Annotated in this window: 16 protein-coding genes; 9 read left to right on the top strand and 7 right to left on the bottom strand. The window is 60.8% G+C overall.

Going from position 1 to position 15,594, the window contains the following annotated elements:
- The first annotated feature begins 22 nt into the window (after positions 1 to 22).
- Together C5L12_RS01110 and C5L12_RS01105 are read left to right on the top strand one after the other, a co-directional pair.
- On the top strand, positions 23 to 982 hold the full coding sequence (locus C5L12_RS01110; protein WP_105370356.1) for a S1C family serine protease: 960 nt from the start codon (positions 23 to 25) through the stop codon (positions 980 to 982).
- A gap of 201 nt (positions 983 to 1,183) precedes the next feature.
- The gene (locus C5L12_RS01105; protein WP_105370355.1) at positions 1,184 to 1,738 is read left to right on the top strand and encodes a DUF922 domain-containing Zn-dependent protease; all 555 of its coding nucleotides are present in this window, start codon (positions 1,184 to 1,186) and stop codon (positions 1,736 to 1,738) included.
- 82 nt (positions 1,739 to 1,820) lie between these two features.
- Here the strand turns inward: C5L12_RS01105 and C5L12_RS01100 are convergent, their stop codons facing one another.
- A complete protein-coding gene (locus C5L12_RS01100; RefSeq protein ID WP_105370161.1) occupies positions 1,821 to 2,729 on the bottom strand; it encodes a DMT family transporter in 909 nt (302 codons plus the stop codon).
- An 86-nt stretch (positions 2,730 to 2,815) separates the two neighbouring features.
- Here C5L12_RS01100 and C5L12_RS01095 point away from each other — a divergent pair, with 86 nt between their 5' ends.
- Positions 2,816 to 3,742 carry a LysR substrate-binding domain-containing protein gene (locus C5L12_RS01095; protein ID WP_105370160.1) on the top strand — a complete coding sequence of 309 codons (927 nt, stop codon included), beginning with the start codon at positions 2,816 to 2,818 and terminating at the stop codon, positions 3,740 to 3,742.
- A 110-nt stretch (positions 3,743 to 3,852) separates the two neighbouring features.
- Positions 3,853 to 4,173, top strand: a complete 321-nt coding sequence (locus C5L12_RS01090) for a hypothetical protein (protein ID WP_105370159.1) — start codon at positions 3,853 to 3,855, stop codon at positions 4,171 to 4,173.
- 10 nt (positions 4,174 to 4,183) lie between these two features.
- On the opposite strand, the gene C5L12_RS01085 is transcribed toward C5L12_RS01090, so the two are convergent.
- A complete protein-coding gene (locus tag C5L12_RS01085) occupies positions 4,184 to 4,831 on the bottom strand; it encodes a TetR/AcrR family transcriptional regulator (protein ID WP_105370158.1) in 648 nt (215 codons plus the stop codon).
- 224 nt (positions 4,832 to 5,055) lie between these two features.
- Here C5L12_RS01085 and C5L12_RS01080 point away from each other — a divergent pair, with 224 nt between their 5' ends.
- The 5 genes from C5L12_RS01080 to C5L12_RS01060 all read left to right on the top strand — a co-directional run bounded on the left by C5L12_RS01080 (position 5,056) and on the right by C5L12_RS01060 (position 10,191).
- Positions 5,056 to 5,616 (top strand): TRAP transporter small permease, encoded by a 561-nt coding sequence (locus tag C5L12_RS01080; protein WP_105370157.1) that lies wholly within the window; start codon positions 5,056 to 5,058, stop codon positions 5,614 to 5,616.
- 11 nt (positions 5,617 to 5,627) lie between these two features.
- Positions 5,628 to 6,908 carry a TRAP transporter large permease gene (locus C5L12_RS01075; protein WP_105370156.1) on the top strand — a complete coding sequence of 427 codons (1,281 nt, stop codon included), beginning with the start codon at positions 5,628 to 5,630 and terminating at the stop codon, positions 6,906 to 6,908.
- Between the two features lie 72 nt (positions 6,909 to 6,980).
- Complete coding sequence (locus C5L12_RS01070) at positions 6,981 to 7,994, top strand: TRAP transporter substrate-binding protein (protein ID WP_105370155.1); 1,014 nt, start codon at positions 6,981 to 6,983, stop codon at positions 7,992 to 7,994.
- Positions 7,995 to 8,058: 64 nt separating this feature from the next.
- Positions 8,059 to 8,919 (top strand): shikimate dehydrogenase, encoded by an 861-nt coding sequence (locus C5L12_RS01065; RefSeq protein WP_105370154.1) that lies wholly within the window; start codon positions 8,059 to 8,061, stop codon positions 8,917 to 8,919.
- A gap of 123 nt (positions 8,920 to 9,042) precedes the next feature.
- Positions 9,043 to 10,191: a M20 family metallopeptidase gene (locus C5L12_RS01060; protein ID WP_105370153.1), complete on the top strand. Its 1,149-nt coding sequence runs from the start codon at positions 9,043 to 9,045 to the stop codon at positions 10,189 to 10,191.
- 2 nt (positions 10,192 to 10,193) lie between these two features.
- Here C5L12_RS01060 and C5L12_RS01055 read toward each other — a convergent pair whose 3' ends face one another.
- From C5L12_RS01055 to ytfQ, 5 genes are all read right to left on the bottom strand, one after another.
- On the bottom strand, positions 10,194 to 10,937 hold the full coding sequence (locus tag C5L12_RS01055) for a FadR/GntR family transcriptional regulator (RefSeq protein WP_105370152.1): 744 nt from the start codon (positions 10,935 to 10,937) through the stop codon (positions 10,194 to 10,196).
- A complete protein-coding gene (gene yjfF, locus C5L12_RS01050) occupies positions 10,938 to 11,924 on the bottom strand; it encodes a galactofuranose ABC transporter, permease protein YjfF (RefSeq protein WP_105370151.1) in 987 nt (328 codons plus the stop codon).
- Positions 11,921 to 12,955, bottom strand: coding sequence for an ABC transporter permease (locus C5L12_RS01045; RefSeq protein WP_170109033.1), 1,035 nt, complete (start codon positions 12,953 to 12,955; stop codon positions 11,921 to 11,923). The genes yjfF and C5L12_RS01045 overlap by 4 nt, the downstream gene beginning before the upstream one ends.
- Entirely contained in the window at positions 12,955 to 14,481 is a 1,527-nt protein-coding gene (ytfR, locus tag C5L12_RS01040; protein ID WP_105370149.1) for a galactofuranose ABC transporter, ATP-binding protein YtfR, read from the bottom strand. The genes C5L12_RS01045 and ytfR overlap by 1 nt, the downstream gene beginning before the upstream one ends.
- A gap of 108 nt (positions 14,482 to 14,589) precedes the next feature.
- A complete protein-coding gene (gene ytfQ / locus C5L12_RS01035; RefSeq protein WP_105370148.1) occupies positions 14,590 to 15,549 on the bottom strand; it encodes a galactofuranose ABC transporter, galactofuranose-binding protein YtfQ in 960 nt (319 codons plus the stop codon).
- Between the last annotated feature and the right edge of the window lie 45 nt (positions 15,550 to 15,594).

Raw genomic sequence — 15,594 nt, 5'->3', positions numbered from 1 at the left:
GCGGATTTCTGGAGTTCTTGCCATGGGTTTCATCGACATCAATCCTCCTGTTCCCGAGGATGGCGCCCTGCTTGACGTCTATTCGGAGACTGTTGCCGGCGCGGTTGATCGCGTCGGCCCTGCCGTCAGCAGCATCGAACGGCTCGGCGACAACGGCCATGGGTCCGGCTTTGCCATATCGCCCGACGGGCTGATCATCACCAATCACCATGTCGTCGGCGACGCGAAGGCCGTGCGCATCCGCAGCGCCGACGGCGCGGTGGGGCAGGCGAGCGTGCTCGGGCGCGATGCGGATACCGATATCGCACTTGTTCGTGCCGACATGGACGTCCAGGCCTGGGCCAGGCTCGGCGATTCGAAGAGACTGCGCCGCGGCCATGTCGCGATTGCCATCGGCAATCCGCTAGGCTTCGACTGGTCGGTCACGGCCGGCGTGGTTTCGGCACTCGGACGCTCGATGAGGGCGTCGACCGGCCGGCTGATCGAGGACGTCATACAGACGGATGCAGCACTTAATCCCGGCAATTCCGGAGGTCCGCTCGTCTCGGCTGCCGGCGAAGTCGTCGGCGTCAACACTGCCGTCATCCGCGGTGCGCAGGGCATCGCCTTCGCCGTCGCCTCTAACACGGCGAATTTTGTGGTCTCCGAAATCCTGCGCTTCGGGCATGTACGCCGGGCTTTTGTCGGGATCGTCGTCGATACGATCGCGCTGCCGCGTCGGATAGCGTTGAAGGCTGGGATGACCCAGGAGACGACGGTACGCATTCGCCGCATCGATCCGGGCAGTCCCGCGGAGCGGGCCGGGTTGAAGGAGGGGGATTTCATCCTGGCGATCGACGGCCAGCCGGTCAGCGGCGGGGATGATCTTATCCGTTTCCTGGATGGAACGCGAATAGGCAGGGAAACGCCGATTACCCTGTATGATCTCGATTCACGGATCACCCACCGGGTGCTGGTTCCAGCAGCGAGGCCGAAGACCTGATAATCGGCCGAGTCGGCGCTGGTTGTCGCTTCCCGATCAGGATTGTCGCCGGCTATATGTATGGAGCAGATGCGGTGACGGGCGGCGGTGGAAATTGAAACTTGTGGCGGTTCTCGCTACGATTTTGCGCAAACACGCAAGGGGAATCGGTTGACGAAAGGCATTGGACTTTGGGCTGCAGCCTCTTTTGCGCTCCTCCCGATGGAGGCATCAGCGCAGGCTCAGTGGCAGCCGGTCGAACAGGTGCAGACCTATCCCGTTACCGGCGATTCCGGGATCGATCTCTATGGATCGATCGGTGAAAGAGGCCCAAAAGTGGGCAAGGAGGTTCTCGCCATTGCTCACACCAACTTCAAACTCACCTGGACTAGGAAATACGAACCACAGCCAGATGGTGCCTGTACCCTGGTCTCGGCAAAACCGAAGCTGATCATCACTTACGTGCTGCCAAAGCCCGTTTCTCCCTTGTCGCCGGAGATTAAGAGGAAATGGGATATCTTCATCGCGGGGGTCCGTCGGCACGAAAATGTGCACGGGGTTATGATCGTCGACATGGTGAAGGAGATCGAGCGGGTGAGCGTCGGCCTCACGGTCGCCAACGATCCGAGGTGCTCTAAAATCCGGACGGAGCTGACCGCGAAACTCGGCGAGATTTCCAGGACTCACCGCAAGCGCAACAGCGATTTCGACAAGGTCGAGATGAGCGAGGGCGGCAACGTCCATCAACTCATCCTGAACCTGGTGAACGGCAAATAGTCGAGGCAGCCGCAAGGGCGGCTGCCAGAACGATTCAACAAAGTGGCGTAGCTATCTGTTAAGGCTGACTAAGCGCAGTACTTCACCTCCTGCGCATCAGATTGACGATCAGCACGCCGAGGATCGCTATGATGCCGCCTGCGGCCCCGATTACGGTGGGCACTTCGCCAAGCCACAGGAAACCGATCAAGGTGGCGGTCGGGGGGACGCCATAGAGGAAGTTTGCGGCCCGGGCTGCGGACAGGCGCTTCAAGGCGACTGCCCAGGTGACGTAGCCGATCACGGTCGGAAAGACGACCAGATATGCGACGCTCCAGTTCACGTCGGCGGGCGCAACGGCAAGCGCCTGTATCGTGAAAGGTACCGCCGGGAGCAGGGGAATGGAACCGATCAGCATCAGCCATGCGGTGACGGCAAGCACCGGCATCCGACCAAGGATCGGCTTCTGCAACACGCTCGCGACGGCGGAGCAGAGGGCGGCGCCGAGAATAAGGATGGCGTTGGGATCGAGATCGAAGCCGTTTTCGCTCGATGCAGCGATAAGAGCGACGCCGGCAAACGAGACCGCCGTGCCAAGCCAACCCCACTTTCCGAACCGCTCGCCGAGAACGAAGGTCGCAATCAGCGCAGTAAAGACAGGCATTGTGTTGATGATGAAGCTTGCCGGCCCCGCGGCGACCGTCCGCTCGCCCATGTTCAGCAGGACCGCATAAGCTGCGATGAACAGGATCGCTGCGACGGAAAGCCTCACGACATCCCGCCTTGCGGGAAGTACCGGCCTTGCCGCAGCGAGATAAAGGACTGCGATCAAGGCCGCGGAAACATAGCGTGCGGTGGCGAGTTCGATCGGGGTCAATGCCCCCAGACCGATGCGGATGGCGGCGAAGGAGGAAGCCCAGAAAACGATCGTCACGAGGATCGCGGCGAAGGCAATCCAGTCAAATCCCTGTCTTTCATTCATTGCTGGTGAGTCCATTGCAACAGTGCTCATGTCTGCCTCCGTCTGGCGTAGTCGACATTGGTTTAGGCCGTTGATCTATGCTTGAAAAGCAACGCGATCGATGATCATATGTGCGCATGGTTCACAGCTCGCAGACTTTGCCGCCTCTCGATACTTTGGAAACGTTTGCCCGGGCCGCTCGCCTCGGGTCCTTTTCGGCTGCGGCGGAAGAGGGCGGTGTGACACACGGGGCCGTCTCTCGTCAGGTCGCGCGGCTGGAACGCTGGATGGGGGTCCGGCTTTTCCTGCGTGAAGCGCGGGGCGTGACGCTGACGCCCGAAGGAATCCGGTTTTTGGCCCGCACCGAAGATGCGCTTGGAATCCTGGCCAACATGGACGAGAGATGGCTCCCTCGGCGCAACAGGACAGCGGTGCGGCTTTCGGTGACACCATCCGTCGCATCGCTCTGGTTGTTCCCACGACTGTCCAGGCTGGAGACCGAGGACATTCATCTCGAACTGGTGCTCGAACATCGGCTGGCTGATTTCAGCGAGGGGATCGATCTTGCGATTCGCTGCGGAAAAGGGCCGTGGGCCGGCGTCCGCAGCTTGCCGCTCTGGCAGGAGGAGCTCTACCCGATTGCGGCACCCATGCTGGCGGAACGACTAGGCCCGCATCCCGACGCCAAGTCCCTGCTCGATTATCCGATCCTGCATGATTCCAACATCGAAGCCTGGCGGCGCTGGCTGGCGGCCGAAGGTTTGGACTACGTGCCGCGTGGGCATGACCGGCGCTTCGAGGACTATAACCTCGTGGTTGATGCCTGCTCGCACGGCCTGGGTATTGCGCTCGCCCGTCCACCGCTCGCCGATGCGGCACTTGCCAGCGGCAGGATCGTACGGGTTTCGGAAAGGACGATCGAACATCACGTCGCCTTTCATCTTATCCGATCAAACGATGCGTTGCGCGGGGCGGCGGCACAATTTGCCCACCGGTTTTTATCCGAGGCAGGGCACGACGAGGCAGCAATCGCCGCCTTCCTGTCGCCGGGGCGGGGGCGGTGACGGGCATGACAGTCTCCTCGAATGGAAGCTCCATTTTTCGTAAGGAATAGCAGGTTGTCTCTTCCGAGCGCTGTTCTACTTCCTCCGGCAGACGAAGCCGAGGAGCATCCATGGATACCAAAGCAACGATCGCACGAATCTGGCGGGGCCGAACGCTGGCCGAAGTGGCCGATGAATATGAGGCTTATCTGCGGGAGGCAGGCATTCCGCCGCTTGAGAAAACGGCTCTTGCCGTGCAGCTCTTTCGGGATGACATCGGCGCGGAAACCGAATTCATCACCACCTCCTACTGGCCCGATTTTGAATCCATGGCAGCGTTTACGGGTGGCGATCCCGACAAGGTGCATCACCTCGACCGCGATCCCGAATTCCTCATCGCGCTGCCCGAGAGAGTAGCAATCACCAGGATCCTCATCGATCGAAAAAACTAAGTGAGGGCGCTCACGCGGCTCCGGACTGGAGATAGCTGATCACCGCGTCGGCGATCATCCCCTTATGGCGCTGCATTGTCTCCGGTTCGGAGAGATCGCGACGGAAGATCGTGCCGAAGGTGTATCGGTTCGAGACCCGGAAAAAGCAGAAGGCGCTTATCAGCATGTGCACGTCCATCGGATCGGCTCTTCTCGTGAAGACGCCGTCGGCTATGCCGCGGTCGAGGATTGCTGCGATCGTCTCGATGATGGAAACGTTCAGGTCACGGATGGCATCGGAACGCAGCATGTGGGCCGCGTGATGTATGTTTTCGATACTGACCAGGCGCACGAAGTCCGGATTGGTTTCGTCGTGTTCGAACGTGGTGAAGATCAGCGTTCGCAACGCCTGTTCCGGCGGTAGATTGGAAAGCTGCAGATCGGCTTCCAATGTACGGATCTTGCGGTAGGCGCGTTCCAGAACGGAAAGATAAAGGCCTTCCTTGCTGCCGAAATAATAGTAGATCATCCGCTTCGAGGTGCGGGTCTTTTCCGCAATCGCATCGACCCTGCCGCCGGCAAGGCCGTTGGTGGAAAACTCTTCCGTCGCGACCTCCAGAATATCCTCCTGCGTGCGCTGCGGATCGTTCTTCCTGGTGTTTTGGCGTTTCGCTGCCATCCCCAACCCGCCTTCTTAAATTTACGCATCTTTTCCAAAGTCATAGCGATCCGTACCGGCAATTTCAACAGATCATGCTTGACATACTCACTAGTTAGTACATTTTATCATGCAATCAGCGGTCCTGAGGAGGGGGCGCTGGTGAGAGCTTCCTGTCAGGTGCAAAGTGGTGACGTTCCACGCGTCACCTTGGCAATTGGGCGGCGAAGCTTCGGGAGGACTGAATGACACGAATTATCGACTGGTATTTCCTTGCCTTGAAGGTGATCATCGCGCTGCTGCTGGCGGCCATGGTGGTGCTTGTCTTCGGCAATGTGGTGCTGCGTTACGCCTTCAACCAGGGCATTACCGCTTCCGAAGAGCTGTCGCGCGTTTTCTTCGTCTGGCTGACCTTCCTTGGTGCAGTCGTCGCAATGCGTGAGCACGGGCATCTCGGCGTGGATTCGCTCCTGAAGCGCCTGCCGCCCGCATCCGCGAAGATCGCCGTACTTCTCGGCCAGGGGCTGATGCTAGCCGCCACGTGGCTGATGGTGAGCGGGAGCTGGACCCAGACGCTTATAAACCTTCCGGCCAGCATGCCGGCCACGGGCATTTCCATGGGCTGGTTCTACGGAGCCGGACTTGCCTTCGGTGTCCCGACCTTCCTCATCATTCTTTATGACGCCTTCCAGGTAGCGACGGGGCGCATCGATCTCGCGACGGCCCATCTGGTCCGTGACAGCGAGGAGGAGATCGCGCTCGATAGCCACCCGGAAGCGGCCGTTGCCGGCGTTAACAAGGTCTGAGGAGAGCCGCCATGACACTGACCATCTTCCTCGGCGCACTTCTCGGCCCAATGGCACTCGGCGTGCCGATCGCGTTCGCGCTCATTCTCAGCGGCGTCGCGCTGATGATGTATATGGACATTTTCGACGCGCAGATCGTCGCTCAGAACGTGCTGAACGGTGCGGACAGTTTCCCCCTGATGGCAGTGCCCTTCTTCCTGCTTGCCGGCGAGATCATGAATACCGGCGGTCTCTCGAAGCGCATCGTCAACCTCGCCATGGCGATGGTCGGCCATATTCGCGGCGGTCTCGGCTTCGTTGCAATCTTTGCCGCCTGCATTCTGTCGAGCCTTTCCGGCTCGGCGGTGGCGGATGCCGCAGCGCTCGGCGCGCTGCTCTTTCCGATGATGATCAAGTCCGGTCATGATCCGGCCCGCACCGGCGGTCTCCTGGCTTCAGCCTCCGTCATCGGTCCGATCATTCCTCCCTCTATCGGTTTCATCCTCTATGGCGTTATCGGCGGCGTTTCGATCACCAAGCTTTTCCTCGCCGGTATCGTGCCGGGCCTGCTGATTGCGCTGGCGCTCTGCGTTACCTGGCTGATCGTTGCGCGCAGGGAACAGTTCGAGCTTCCGCAAAGACAGAGCCGGCAAGTCCGCGTCGAGGCTTTCCTGGAAAGCATCTGGGCGCTGATGCTGCCGGTCATCATCATCGTCGGGCTGAAATTCGGCGTCTTTACGCCGACCGAAGCTGGCGTGGTTGCTGCTGTCTACTCGCTCTTCGTGTCGATGGTCGTCTATCGCGAACTGGCGCCCTCGCAGCTCTTTTCCGTCTTCGTCGCGGCCGGAAAGATCACGGCGGTGGTCATGTTCCTGGTTGCCTGTGCGGCAGTCTCCGCCTGGCTCATCACGGTAGCCGACGTGCCGGGCAGTCTCGTTGCGCTCATCGAGCCCCTGATGGACAACCAGACGCTTCTGCTTCTGGCGATCATGGTGCTGATCGTCGTCGTCGGCACGGCGATGGACATGACGCCCACCATCCTCGTCATGACCCCCGTGCTGATGCCGATCATCAAGCAGGCCGGCATCGATCCGGTGTATTTCGGTGTGCTGTTCATCATCAACAACTCGATCGGGCTCATCACACCGCCGGTCGGCACCGTGCTCAACGTCATCTGCGGCGTGTCCAAGCTATCGATGGAAGACCTCATGAAGGGCGTGATGCCGTTCATGATCGCCGAGCTGATCGTCCTTTTCCTTCTCGTCCTCTTTCCGCAGCTGGTGACCGTGCCGGTCGCCTGGTTCGCGCGGTGAGACCGAGGGGTGCCTTTTTAAAATGCATGTCAACCGGCCGTGGGGAACCCGGCCATTCTCTGGGAGGAAACTATGTTCGACACGATGAAGAAACTGGCGCTGGGGATCGCGCTGCCGGCGTTGTTGTTTGCCGGTACGGCGTCCGCAGAAATCGGCGCACATACGCTCAAATTCGCAGCCGCCAACAACAAGGGCCATCCGCAGGTCACCGGGATGGAGAAGTTCGCCGAGATCGTCAAGGAAAAGAGCGGCGGCAAGATCGAGGTGAAGCTGTTTCCGGGCGGCGTCCTCGGCGGCGACGTCCAGACAGTCTCGGCGCTCCAGGGGGGCGTGGTGGAAATGCTGGTGCTGAACGCCGGCATTTTGGCAAGCAACGTCAAGGCATTCGGTGCCGTCGACCTGCCGTTCCTGTTCAACAGCGGCGAAGAAGCCGACAAGGTGATGGACGGCGCATTCGGCAAAAGCCTCGCCGACAAGCTGCCGGCGACCGGTCTGGTCGGACTTGCCTACTGGGAACTCGGTTTCCGCAACCTGACCAATGAACGCCGGCCGGTCACCAAGCTCGAAGACATCAAGGGCCTGAAGATCCGCACTCTGCAGTCGCCGATCCCGATCGAGATGTTCAACAGCCTCGGCGCCAACGCCGTGCCGCTGCCTTATACCGAACTCTATACGGCACTCGAAACCGGCACGGTCGACGGCCAGGAAAATCCGGCCGCCAACATCATCAACGCCAAGTTCTACGAAGTCCAGAAATACATGACGCTCACCCGTCACCAGTACAATCCGCAGATCGTGCTGATCAGCAAGAAGTTCTGGGACAAGCTGAACGACGAGGAGAAGGCGGTCCTCCAGTCGGCAGCGACCGAGGCACGCGACTTCCAGCGTAAGGTCTCGCGCGAGGCGGATGCGAAGGCCGTCGCCGAGATCAAGGAGAAGGGCATGCAGGTCGACGAGCTCAGCGCGGCCGAAACCCAGAAGCTGCGTGATGCCGTAAAGCCGCTGATCGACAAGTTCAGCGCCGACATCGGTGCCGACACCGTCTCGCTGCTCTTCAAGGAACTCGAAGCCGTACGCAAGAAGTGACCGTTCCATCGGCCCGTCTTCACCGGGCGGGCCGATCCATCCAGGCATACAAGGCATAAAAACCATGGCCGAGACATTGCTGAAACCGTTGAAGGCCGCGCTAATCGGCGCCGGCATCCAGGCCTCGCTGACGCCCGCCATGCACATGGTGGAAGGTGCTGCGCAGGGCATCCGCTACGACTACGAGCTCATCGATCTGAATCAGATCGGCCGGACGCCGGAGAGCCTTCCGGACCTGCTTCGCGATGCCGAGGCGAGGGGGCTGATCGGCCTGAATATCACCCATCCCTGCAAGCAGCTCGTCATTCCCTATCTCGATGAACTGTCCGAAGAGGCGAGGGCGCTGGGAGCGGTCAACACCGTCGTGCTGAAGGACGGAAAGCGCTTCGGCCATAACACCGACTGGTGGGGTTTTGCCGAGAGTTTCAAGCGTGGTCTGCCGGATGCAGATTTGCAAGCGGCGGTTCAGCTTGGTGCCGGTGGCGCCGGTGTTGCCACCGCTTACGCCATTCTTTCCCTCGGCCTGAGGACGCTGACGGTTGTCGATCGAGAACCGGAGAGGGCGGAGCAACTGGCGGAAAGCATGTCGGTACGCTTTCCGGATGCGACGATTTCGGCATCGAGCGATATCACTTCCGCCATGGAGACGACGTCGGGCCTCATTCACGCGACTCCGACCGGCATGGCGAAATATCCGGGCATGCCGCTGCCGCCGGATCTGCTGAAGCCGGATCATTGGGTGGCGGAGATCGTTTATTTTCCGCTGGAGACGACGCTCCTGAAGAAGGCCAAAGAGCGTGGATGCAAGGTTCTCAATGGTGGGGGAATGGCCGTCTTTCAGGCGGTGGGTGCCTTCCGGCTGTTCACCGGCCGCGAGCCCGATGTTGGCCGCATGATACGGCATTTCGAGACCATGACTGCTTGATTGTCCGTATCGGCAGCGTCGAGCGGATTTAACTCTGGTGATCCTTGGGCGGCTAATTATAGTGGGCCGGCCGCGCTTTTGCGGCCTCGCATTGCCCGCCATGCTTTCCCAGGTAGTTCTTCCATGACACTTGCCATTTCCGCCAAAGACATCGACGACCTTGCGCTGATCGAAGAGTTGAAGCGCTGGGTCGAAATGGAAACGCCGACGTCCAACGCGAGCGCCGTCAATCGTCTTGCAGATCGCGTCGAGGTTCTAAGCAGGCTGGCGGGTTTGGAAGTGGAGCGGCTGGCAGGCACCCTCGGCTTCGGCGATATCCTGGCTGTCCGTTCTCCGCGTCCGGCCGGCAGCAATGAAAAGACCCTGCTCGTCCTTGCCCACCTGGATACGGTACATGCGGAGGGTGTCATCGCCAAGCAGCTGCCAATGCGGCAGGAGGGCGACAGACTCTACGGCCCCGGCATCTATGACATGAAGTCCGGTGCCCTGATGGCGTTCGAAGCCATGAAGCTTGCGGTCAAGCGGGGAAACCACATGCCGATCGACCTGATCTTCGTGCCGGACGAAGAGACGGGCAGCCTGTCCTCGCGTGCCTTTATGGAGGAGGCCGCGCGGAGAGCCGGATATTCGCTCGTTGTGGAACCGGCGCGCGATGGCGGCAAGATCGTCGTCGCCCGCAAGGGCGTCGCCATGTACGACATCACTGTGAATGGACGCGCGGCTCATGCGGGGGTGAGGCCGCAGGAGGGCCGGAGCGCCATCCGCGCCGCCGCCCGTCTGGTGCTCGAGCTGGATGCGCTCAACGATGCGGAACGCGGCGTGACGGTCACCGTCGGAACGATCCACGGCGGGACGGGACGCAATACCGTTCCTGCAGAATGCCGGCTGCAGGTCGATGTCCGTGTCCCCAACGATGCCGTAGGCAGGGAGGTGACGGGCAGGATCGAGGCGGTGCGGCCGATCGATCCCGACATCACCTTCGAAATCGTCGGGCAGATGAACCGGCCGCCCTTCGCGCAATCGGAAGAGGGGCGGAGATTGTTTGATGTCGCGGCCGATATTGCCGGCAATCTCGGTATCAAGCTTGAAGGCATGGCGACCGGCGGTGGGTCGGATGGCAATTTTACAGCAGCCCTCGGCGTGCCGACACTCGACGGCCTCGGCGCGGATGGCGCCGGTGCTCACACATTCGAAGAGCATATCTTCTTGAGCAGCATTCCTCCGCGCACCGCGCTGCTCGCCAATTTGATGCTTTCACTCCGGGCAAGATGAGCTCAGGCCGGCAGGGGCACCTCGAAGGAGTTGCGGATACGGCTCTTGCCGACCTCGATGACGTGACGCATGGCGGCAATGGCTTTCTGAGGATCGCGCGATGCTATCGCATGGGCGATCTTCAAATGATTATCGGCCACCTCGTCGATCATTTCGGGAGAAGCGGCTGGTGAGGAAAGCTGGAACGATATGGCCAGCGCTGCCTCGATCAGCGCGCTTGCCGAGCGCATGAACGGATTGCCGGACATCCGGGCGATTGCGAGATGGAATTCCAGATCCACGTTGGCGATCGTTTCCGGCGTGTGCGAGAGATCATCGAATTTGGCGGCGATCGCATAGAGCGCGATAATGTCGTCGCTGGAAGCACGCAAGGAAGCAGCAGCTGCCGCGGCTGGTTCGAGCGCCATGCGCATTTCCGCCAGGTGCTCTATGAACTCGTAGTCCAGCCCCGACTCGAAGCGCCAGCCGAGAACGTCAGGATCGAAGAAGTTCCAGCTTGCCTTGTCGAGGACGCGGGTTCCGACCTTTGCTTTCGCTTCGACAAGCCGTTTGGCCGCCAGCGTCTTCATGGCTTCCCGAAGTACGGTGCGGGACACCCCGAAGCGCGCCGAAAGTTCTGCATCGCCCGGTAGCAGCGAGCCTTCCGGTATCTTCCCGGACACGATTCCGCGGCCCAGCTCCGCTACCACATGCGCGTGGTTGCTGCGGCGCTTTCGACCACTGATCGTCGTTTCCAGAAGACCCAATTAAACCTCCCTAAGCCGTCCCTCGGCCAATCGCCTGTTCGAATACCAGATGATCCCGCGCTGCAATACAATGAAGATGAAGAGCAGGATGCCGATGACGATCTTGGTCCACCACGAAGACAGCGTGCCGTCGAAGACGATGTAGGTCTGGATCAGGCCTTGGATCAGGATTCCGACGAATGTCCCCGCAACGAGACCGACGCCGCCCGTCAACAGCGTGCCCCCGATAACGACCGCCGCGATCGCATCCAGCTCGACGCCGACGGTCGCCAGCGAATAGCCCGAAGACGTGTAGAGCGTATAGGCAATGCCGGAAAGGCCGGAGAGAAAGCCTGAGAGGGCATAGATCCCGATGGTCGTCGGTCCAACCGGCACGCCCATCAGTTCCGCCGACTGTTCGCTGCCGCCGATCGCATAGACATTGGCGCCAAAGCGGGTCCGGCCGGCAACGAAGGCGCCGACGACAAATACCAGCAGCATCAGCATGGCGAGCGCCGTCAGCCTGCCTCCGCCCGGAAATCGGAAATAGAAGCCCTGGATCGTATCGATGACCTCGTGCGAAATCGGTACCGACTCCGTCGAGATGAGGTAGGCCGCGCCGCGGGCAAGAAACATTCCTGCAAGGGTGACGACGAAGGGCGGGATGCCGAGATAGCGGATCATCGCCCCCATCAGGCTGCCGAACAGCGTTGAGATTACCAGCACTGCGGCAAAGGCGGCAAGCGGATGGACCCCCAGCGATCCGACCAGCACGGCGACGAAGACGCTGGTGAAGGCGATAACAGAACCGATGGACAGATCTATGCCGCCCGAAAGAATGACGAATGTCATCCCGACAGCCGCAATGCCGAGGAATGCATTGTCGGTCAGGAGATTGCCGATCACCCGGGTCGACAGCATGTTCGGGAACTGCAGGATGCAGAGCGCATAGGCGATGACGAAGATGCCGAGCGTGGTGACGAAGGGCAGGTTGCGGGTATGGATCATCGCGCTGCTCCTTCCGCCTTGCTGGCTGCCGTTTCGGGTCGGGTCTTTGCCGCTTTCATGAAGCCGAGCAGGTTCATGATCGCCGGAGATTGTAGTGTCAGCACGACGATGATGATGCCCGCCTTGATGATGAGGTTGAATTCAGGCGGGAAGCCCGAAACCAGGATGCCGGTATTGATCGACTGGATGATCAGCGCGCCGATCAACGAAGCCGTGATCGAGAACCGGCCGCCATTGAGCGATGTCCCGCCGATGACGACCGCCAGAATTGCATCCAGCTCCAGCCAGAGACCGGCATTGTTGGCGTCAGCGCCGCGGATGTCGGCGGTCACGATCAGGCCGGCTACGGCTGCGCAGATACCGGATATGGCATAGACGAAGAACAGCAGGAACCGCGCGCGTACGCCGGCAAGGGTCGCGGCGCGCCGGTTGATGCCGGTCGCTTCGATCAGGAAGCCCAGGGCAGAGCGCCTGACGAGCACGCCGATCAGAAGCGCCGCCAGGATCCAGATCAGGATCGGGACCGGGATGCCGGCCACCGAACCGGAGCCCAGGGCAGAAAAGCCGTCATTGTTGAAGGTGAGAATGACGCCTTCGGTAATCAACTGTGCAATGCCGCGCCCGGCCACCATCAGGATCAGGGTGGCAATGATCGGCTGAATGTCGAGGAGTGCGACGAGGACGCCATTCCACAAGCCGCACACCAGGCCGACGCAGAGGGATGTGAGGATCACCACCGAGAGCGGATAGTCCTTGCTGATGAGCGCTGCAGCAACGGCACCGCAGATGGCGATTACCGCGCCGATCGAAAGATCGATGCCCCGGGTCGCGATCACCAATGTCATGCCGATCGTCAGCAGTGCCACCGGGGCGGCACGCACCAGAATGTCGATCAGGCTGCCGTAGAGGCGGCCGTTCTGGAAGGAGATCGTCAGAAAGCCCGGGGCGATCGCCGTGATCAGCGCGAGAATGATCGCCAGCGCGATTATCTGCGGGGCGAGGCGGCGCAGGCGGCGGGTGAGACGGTTCATCACGCGGCCTCCGTACGGGCGGAGGTGGCGATTGCCTGCATGATATTGTCGGCCGTCAAGGCGTCGCCGGACAGTTCCGCCACATGCCGCCGGTCGGAAAGCACGATGACCCGGTGGGCGACCGCCGTCAGTTCCTCAAGTTCCGACGAAATCACCACCAGGGACATGCCCTCCGAACACAGGCGTTCTATCATCTTCAGGATTTCCGCATGCGCGCCGATATCGATGCCGCGTGTCGGTTCGTCGAGGATCAGCAGGCGCGGCTCGGTCGCCAGCCAGCGGGCGAGGATCGCCTTCTGCTGGTTGCCGCCGGACAGGAATTTGATCGGCCGGTTGGCATCCGGCGGGCGGATATCGAGGGATTTGATGAAGCTTTCGGCGAGAGCATGCTTTTCACGCGAGGAGATCGGCTTTGACCAGCCCTGCCGGGCCTGCAGCGCCAGAGCGATATTATCGGCAACCGAGAAGTCGCCGATGATGCCATCGGTCTTGCGTTCCTCGGGGCAGAAGCCGAAGCCGTTGACGATCGCCGCCTCGGGGGAAGTCAGGGAAACCGGCTGGCCATCTATCGTCGCAGTGCCGCTGTCGGCCCGATCGATGCCGAAGAGCAAGAACGCGGTCTCGGTCCGCCCCGAGCCGAGGAGGCCCGCAATACCGACAACTTCGCCGGGGCGAATATCAAGGTCGAAGGGCGCCACGCTGCCGCGCTTGCCATAGTTTGCGAAGCGTATGGGCGCCTCGGCGGTTGCCGCAACCGTCTCGTCCTGGGCCTGATGTTCGCGGGTGATGTGCTGCAACTCGCGGCCGAGCATCATCGAGATAAGTTCCAGCTGCGGCAGTTCGGAAAGTTTTCGCGTGCCGACCAGGCGCCCGTTGCGCAAGACCGTGACGCGGTCGGCAATCGCATAGACCTGGTTCAGGAAATGGGTGATGATGATGATGCCGAGGCCTTCTTCACGGAGCCGGCGCAGCACCGAAAACAGCATCTCGACCTCATGGGAATCGAGGCTGGCGGTGGGTTCGTCGAGAACCAGGACCTTGCCGGACAGATCCACTGCACGGGCGATCGCGACGATCTGGCGGACGGCCACCGAATAGGAGGAGAGCAGGGCGTCGACATCGATGTCCAGGCCATAGCGGGCAAGCAGCGCCTTCGAACGCCGGCGCATTTCGCGGCGGTCGATCAGACCGAAGCGGTGCGGCTGGCGCCCCAGAAAGAGGTTTTCGGCTACTGTCAGGTTTTCCAGCAGATTGACTTCCTGGTAAACCGTACCGATGCCGAGTGCCTGAGCCTCAGCCACGTTTGCCGGGGTCACGTCGCTTCCGTCAAGCTGCATGGTTCCGCGGTCACGGCTGTAGACCCCGGTCAAGATCTTGATCAGCGTCGATTTGCCGGCGCCGTTTTCGCCGAGCAGCGCGTGGATTTCGCCCCGGTTCAGGGAGAAGTCGACGCCGTCGAGCGCCGTGATGCCGAGAAAGGTCTTGCCTATGCCTCGGGCTTCCAGAAGAGAATAGGAATCTGACATGCCGATAATTCCCGCACGTATCAAAGAACCGGAGCGGTATGGGGGCTCCGCTCCGGTTTCAGTTAGCGCCCGGCCCAGAATGAAGAGCAGGCCGGGCAGCGGGAGGACTTAGTAGCCGAGACCCTTCTTGGCCTCATAGACCTTCATCGGATCATCCTTGGCCGTATAGAGCTTGGATTCCGTTTGGATCCACTTCGGCGGCTCTTTCTTGTTCTTCAGATAGGCTTCGAGTGCATCGAAGGCAGGGCCGGCCATGTTCGGAGTCAATTCCACCGTCGCGTTGGCTTCGCCCTTGGCCATGGCCTGGAAGATATCCGGCACGGCATCGATCGAGACGATCTTGATGTCGGTGCCGGGCTTCAGGCCGGCTTCCTTGATAGCCTGGATGGCGCCGACGGCCATGTCGTCGTTGTGGGCGTAGACCGCGCAGATACCCTTGCCGCCGCCTTCGGCCTTGATGAAGCTTTCCATGACTTCCTTACCCTTGGTGCGGGTGAAGTCGCCGGTCTGCGAGCGGACGATCTTGATATTGCTCTTGCCGGCAATCGCTTGATCAAAACCTTTCTTGCGGTTGATGGCGGGCGAGGAGCCAGTCGTGCCCTGAAGCTCAACAACCTTGCAATCCTTGGAGCCGACTTCCTTGACCAGCCACTCGCCGGCGACCTTGCCTTCGAAGACGGTGTCGGACGTAACAGCGGTCAGGTAGAGGTCCTTCGGCGCATCGATCTCACGATCGAGCAGGATGACCGGGATTTTCTCTTCCTTGGCTTCCTTCAGGACTGCGTCCCAGCCGGTCGCCACGACCGGTGCCACGAAGATGGCGTCAACGCCCTGGGCGATGAAGCCGCGGATGGCCTTGATCTGGTTTTCCTGCTTCTGCTGCGCATCAGCAAATTTCAGATTCACGCCACGTTTTTGCGCTTCCTGCTTGGTAACGGTGGTTTCAGCCGCACGCCAGCCCGATTCGGAGCCGATCTGCGAGAAGCCAACGGTGAGTGATTGTGCGGATACGCCCGAAGCAAGTGCCAGGCCGAATGCGACGGTAACCGCCGCGAGTGCTCTTTTCATCTATAATCCTCCCAGAGATGAAGCAAACTGACGGAGCCGAGGATG

Source organism: Neorhizobium huautlense, assembly GCF_002968575.1.
Classification (GTDB): domain Bacteria; phylum Pseudomonadota; class Alphaproteobacteria; order Rhizobiales; family Rhizobiaceae; genus Neorhizobium; species Neorhizobium huautlense.
This window is presented reverse-complemented; position numbering and strand designations above follow the sequence as displayed.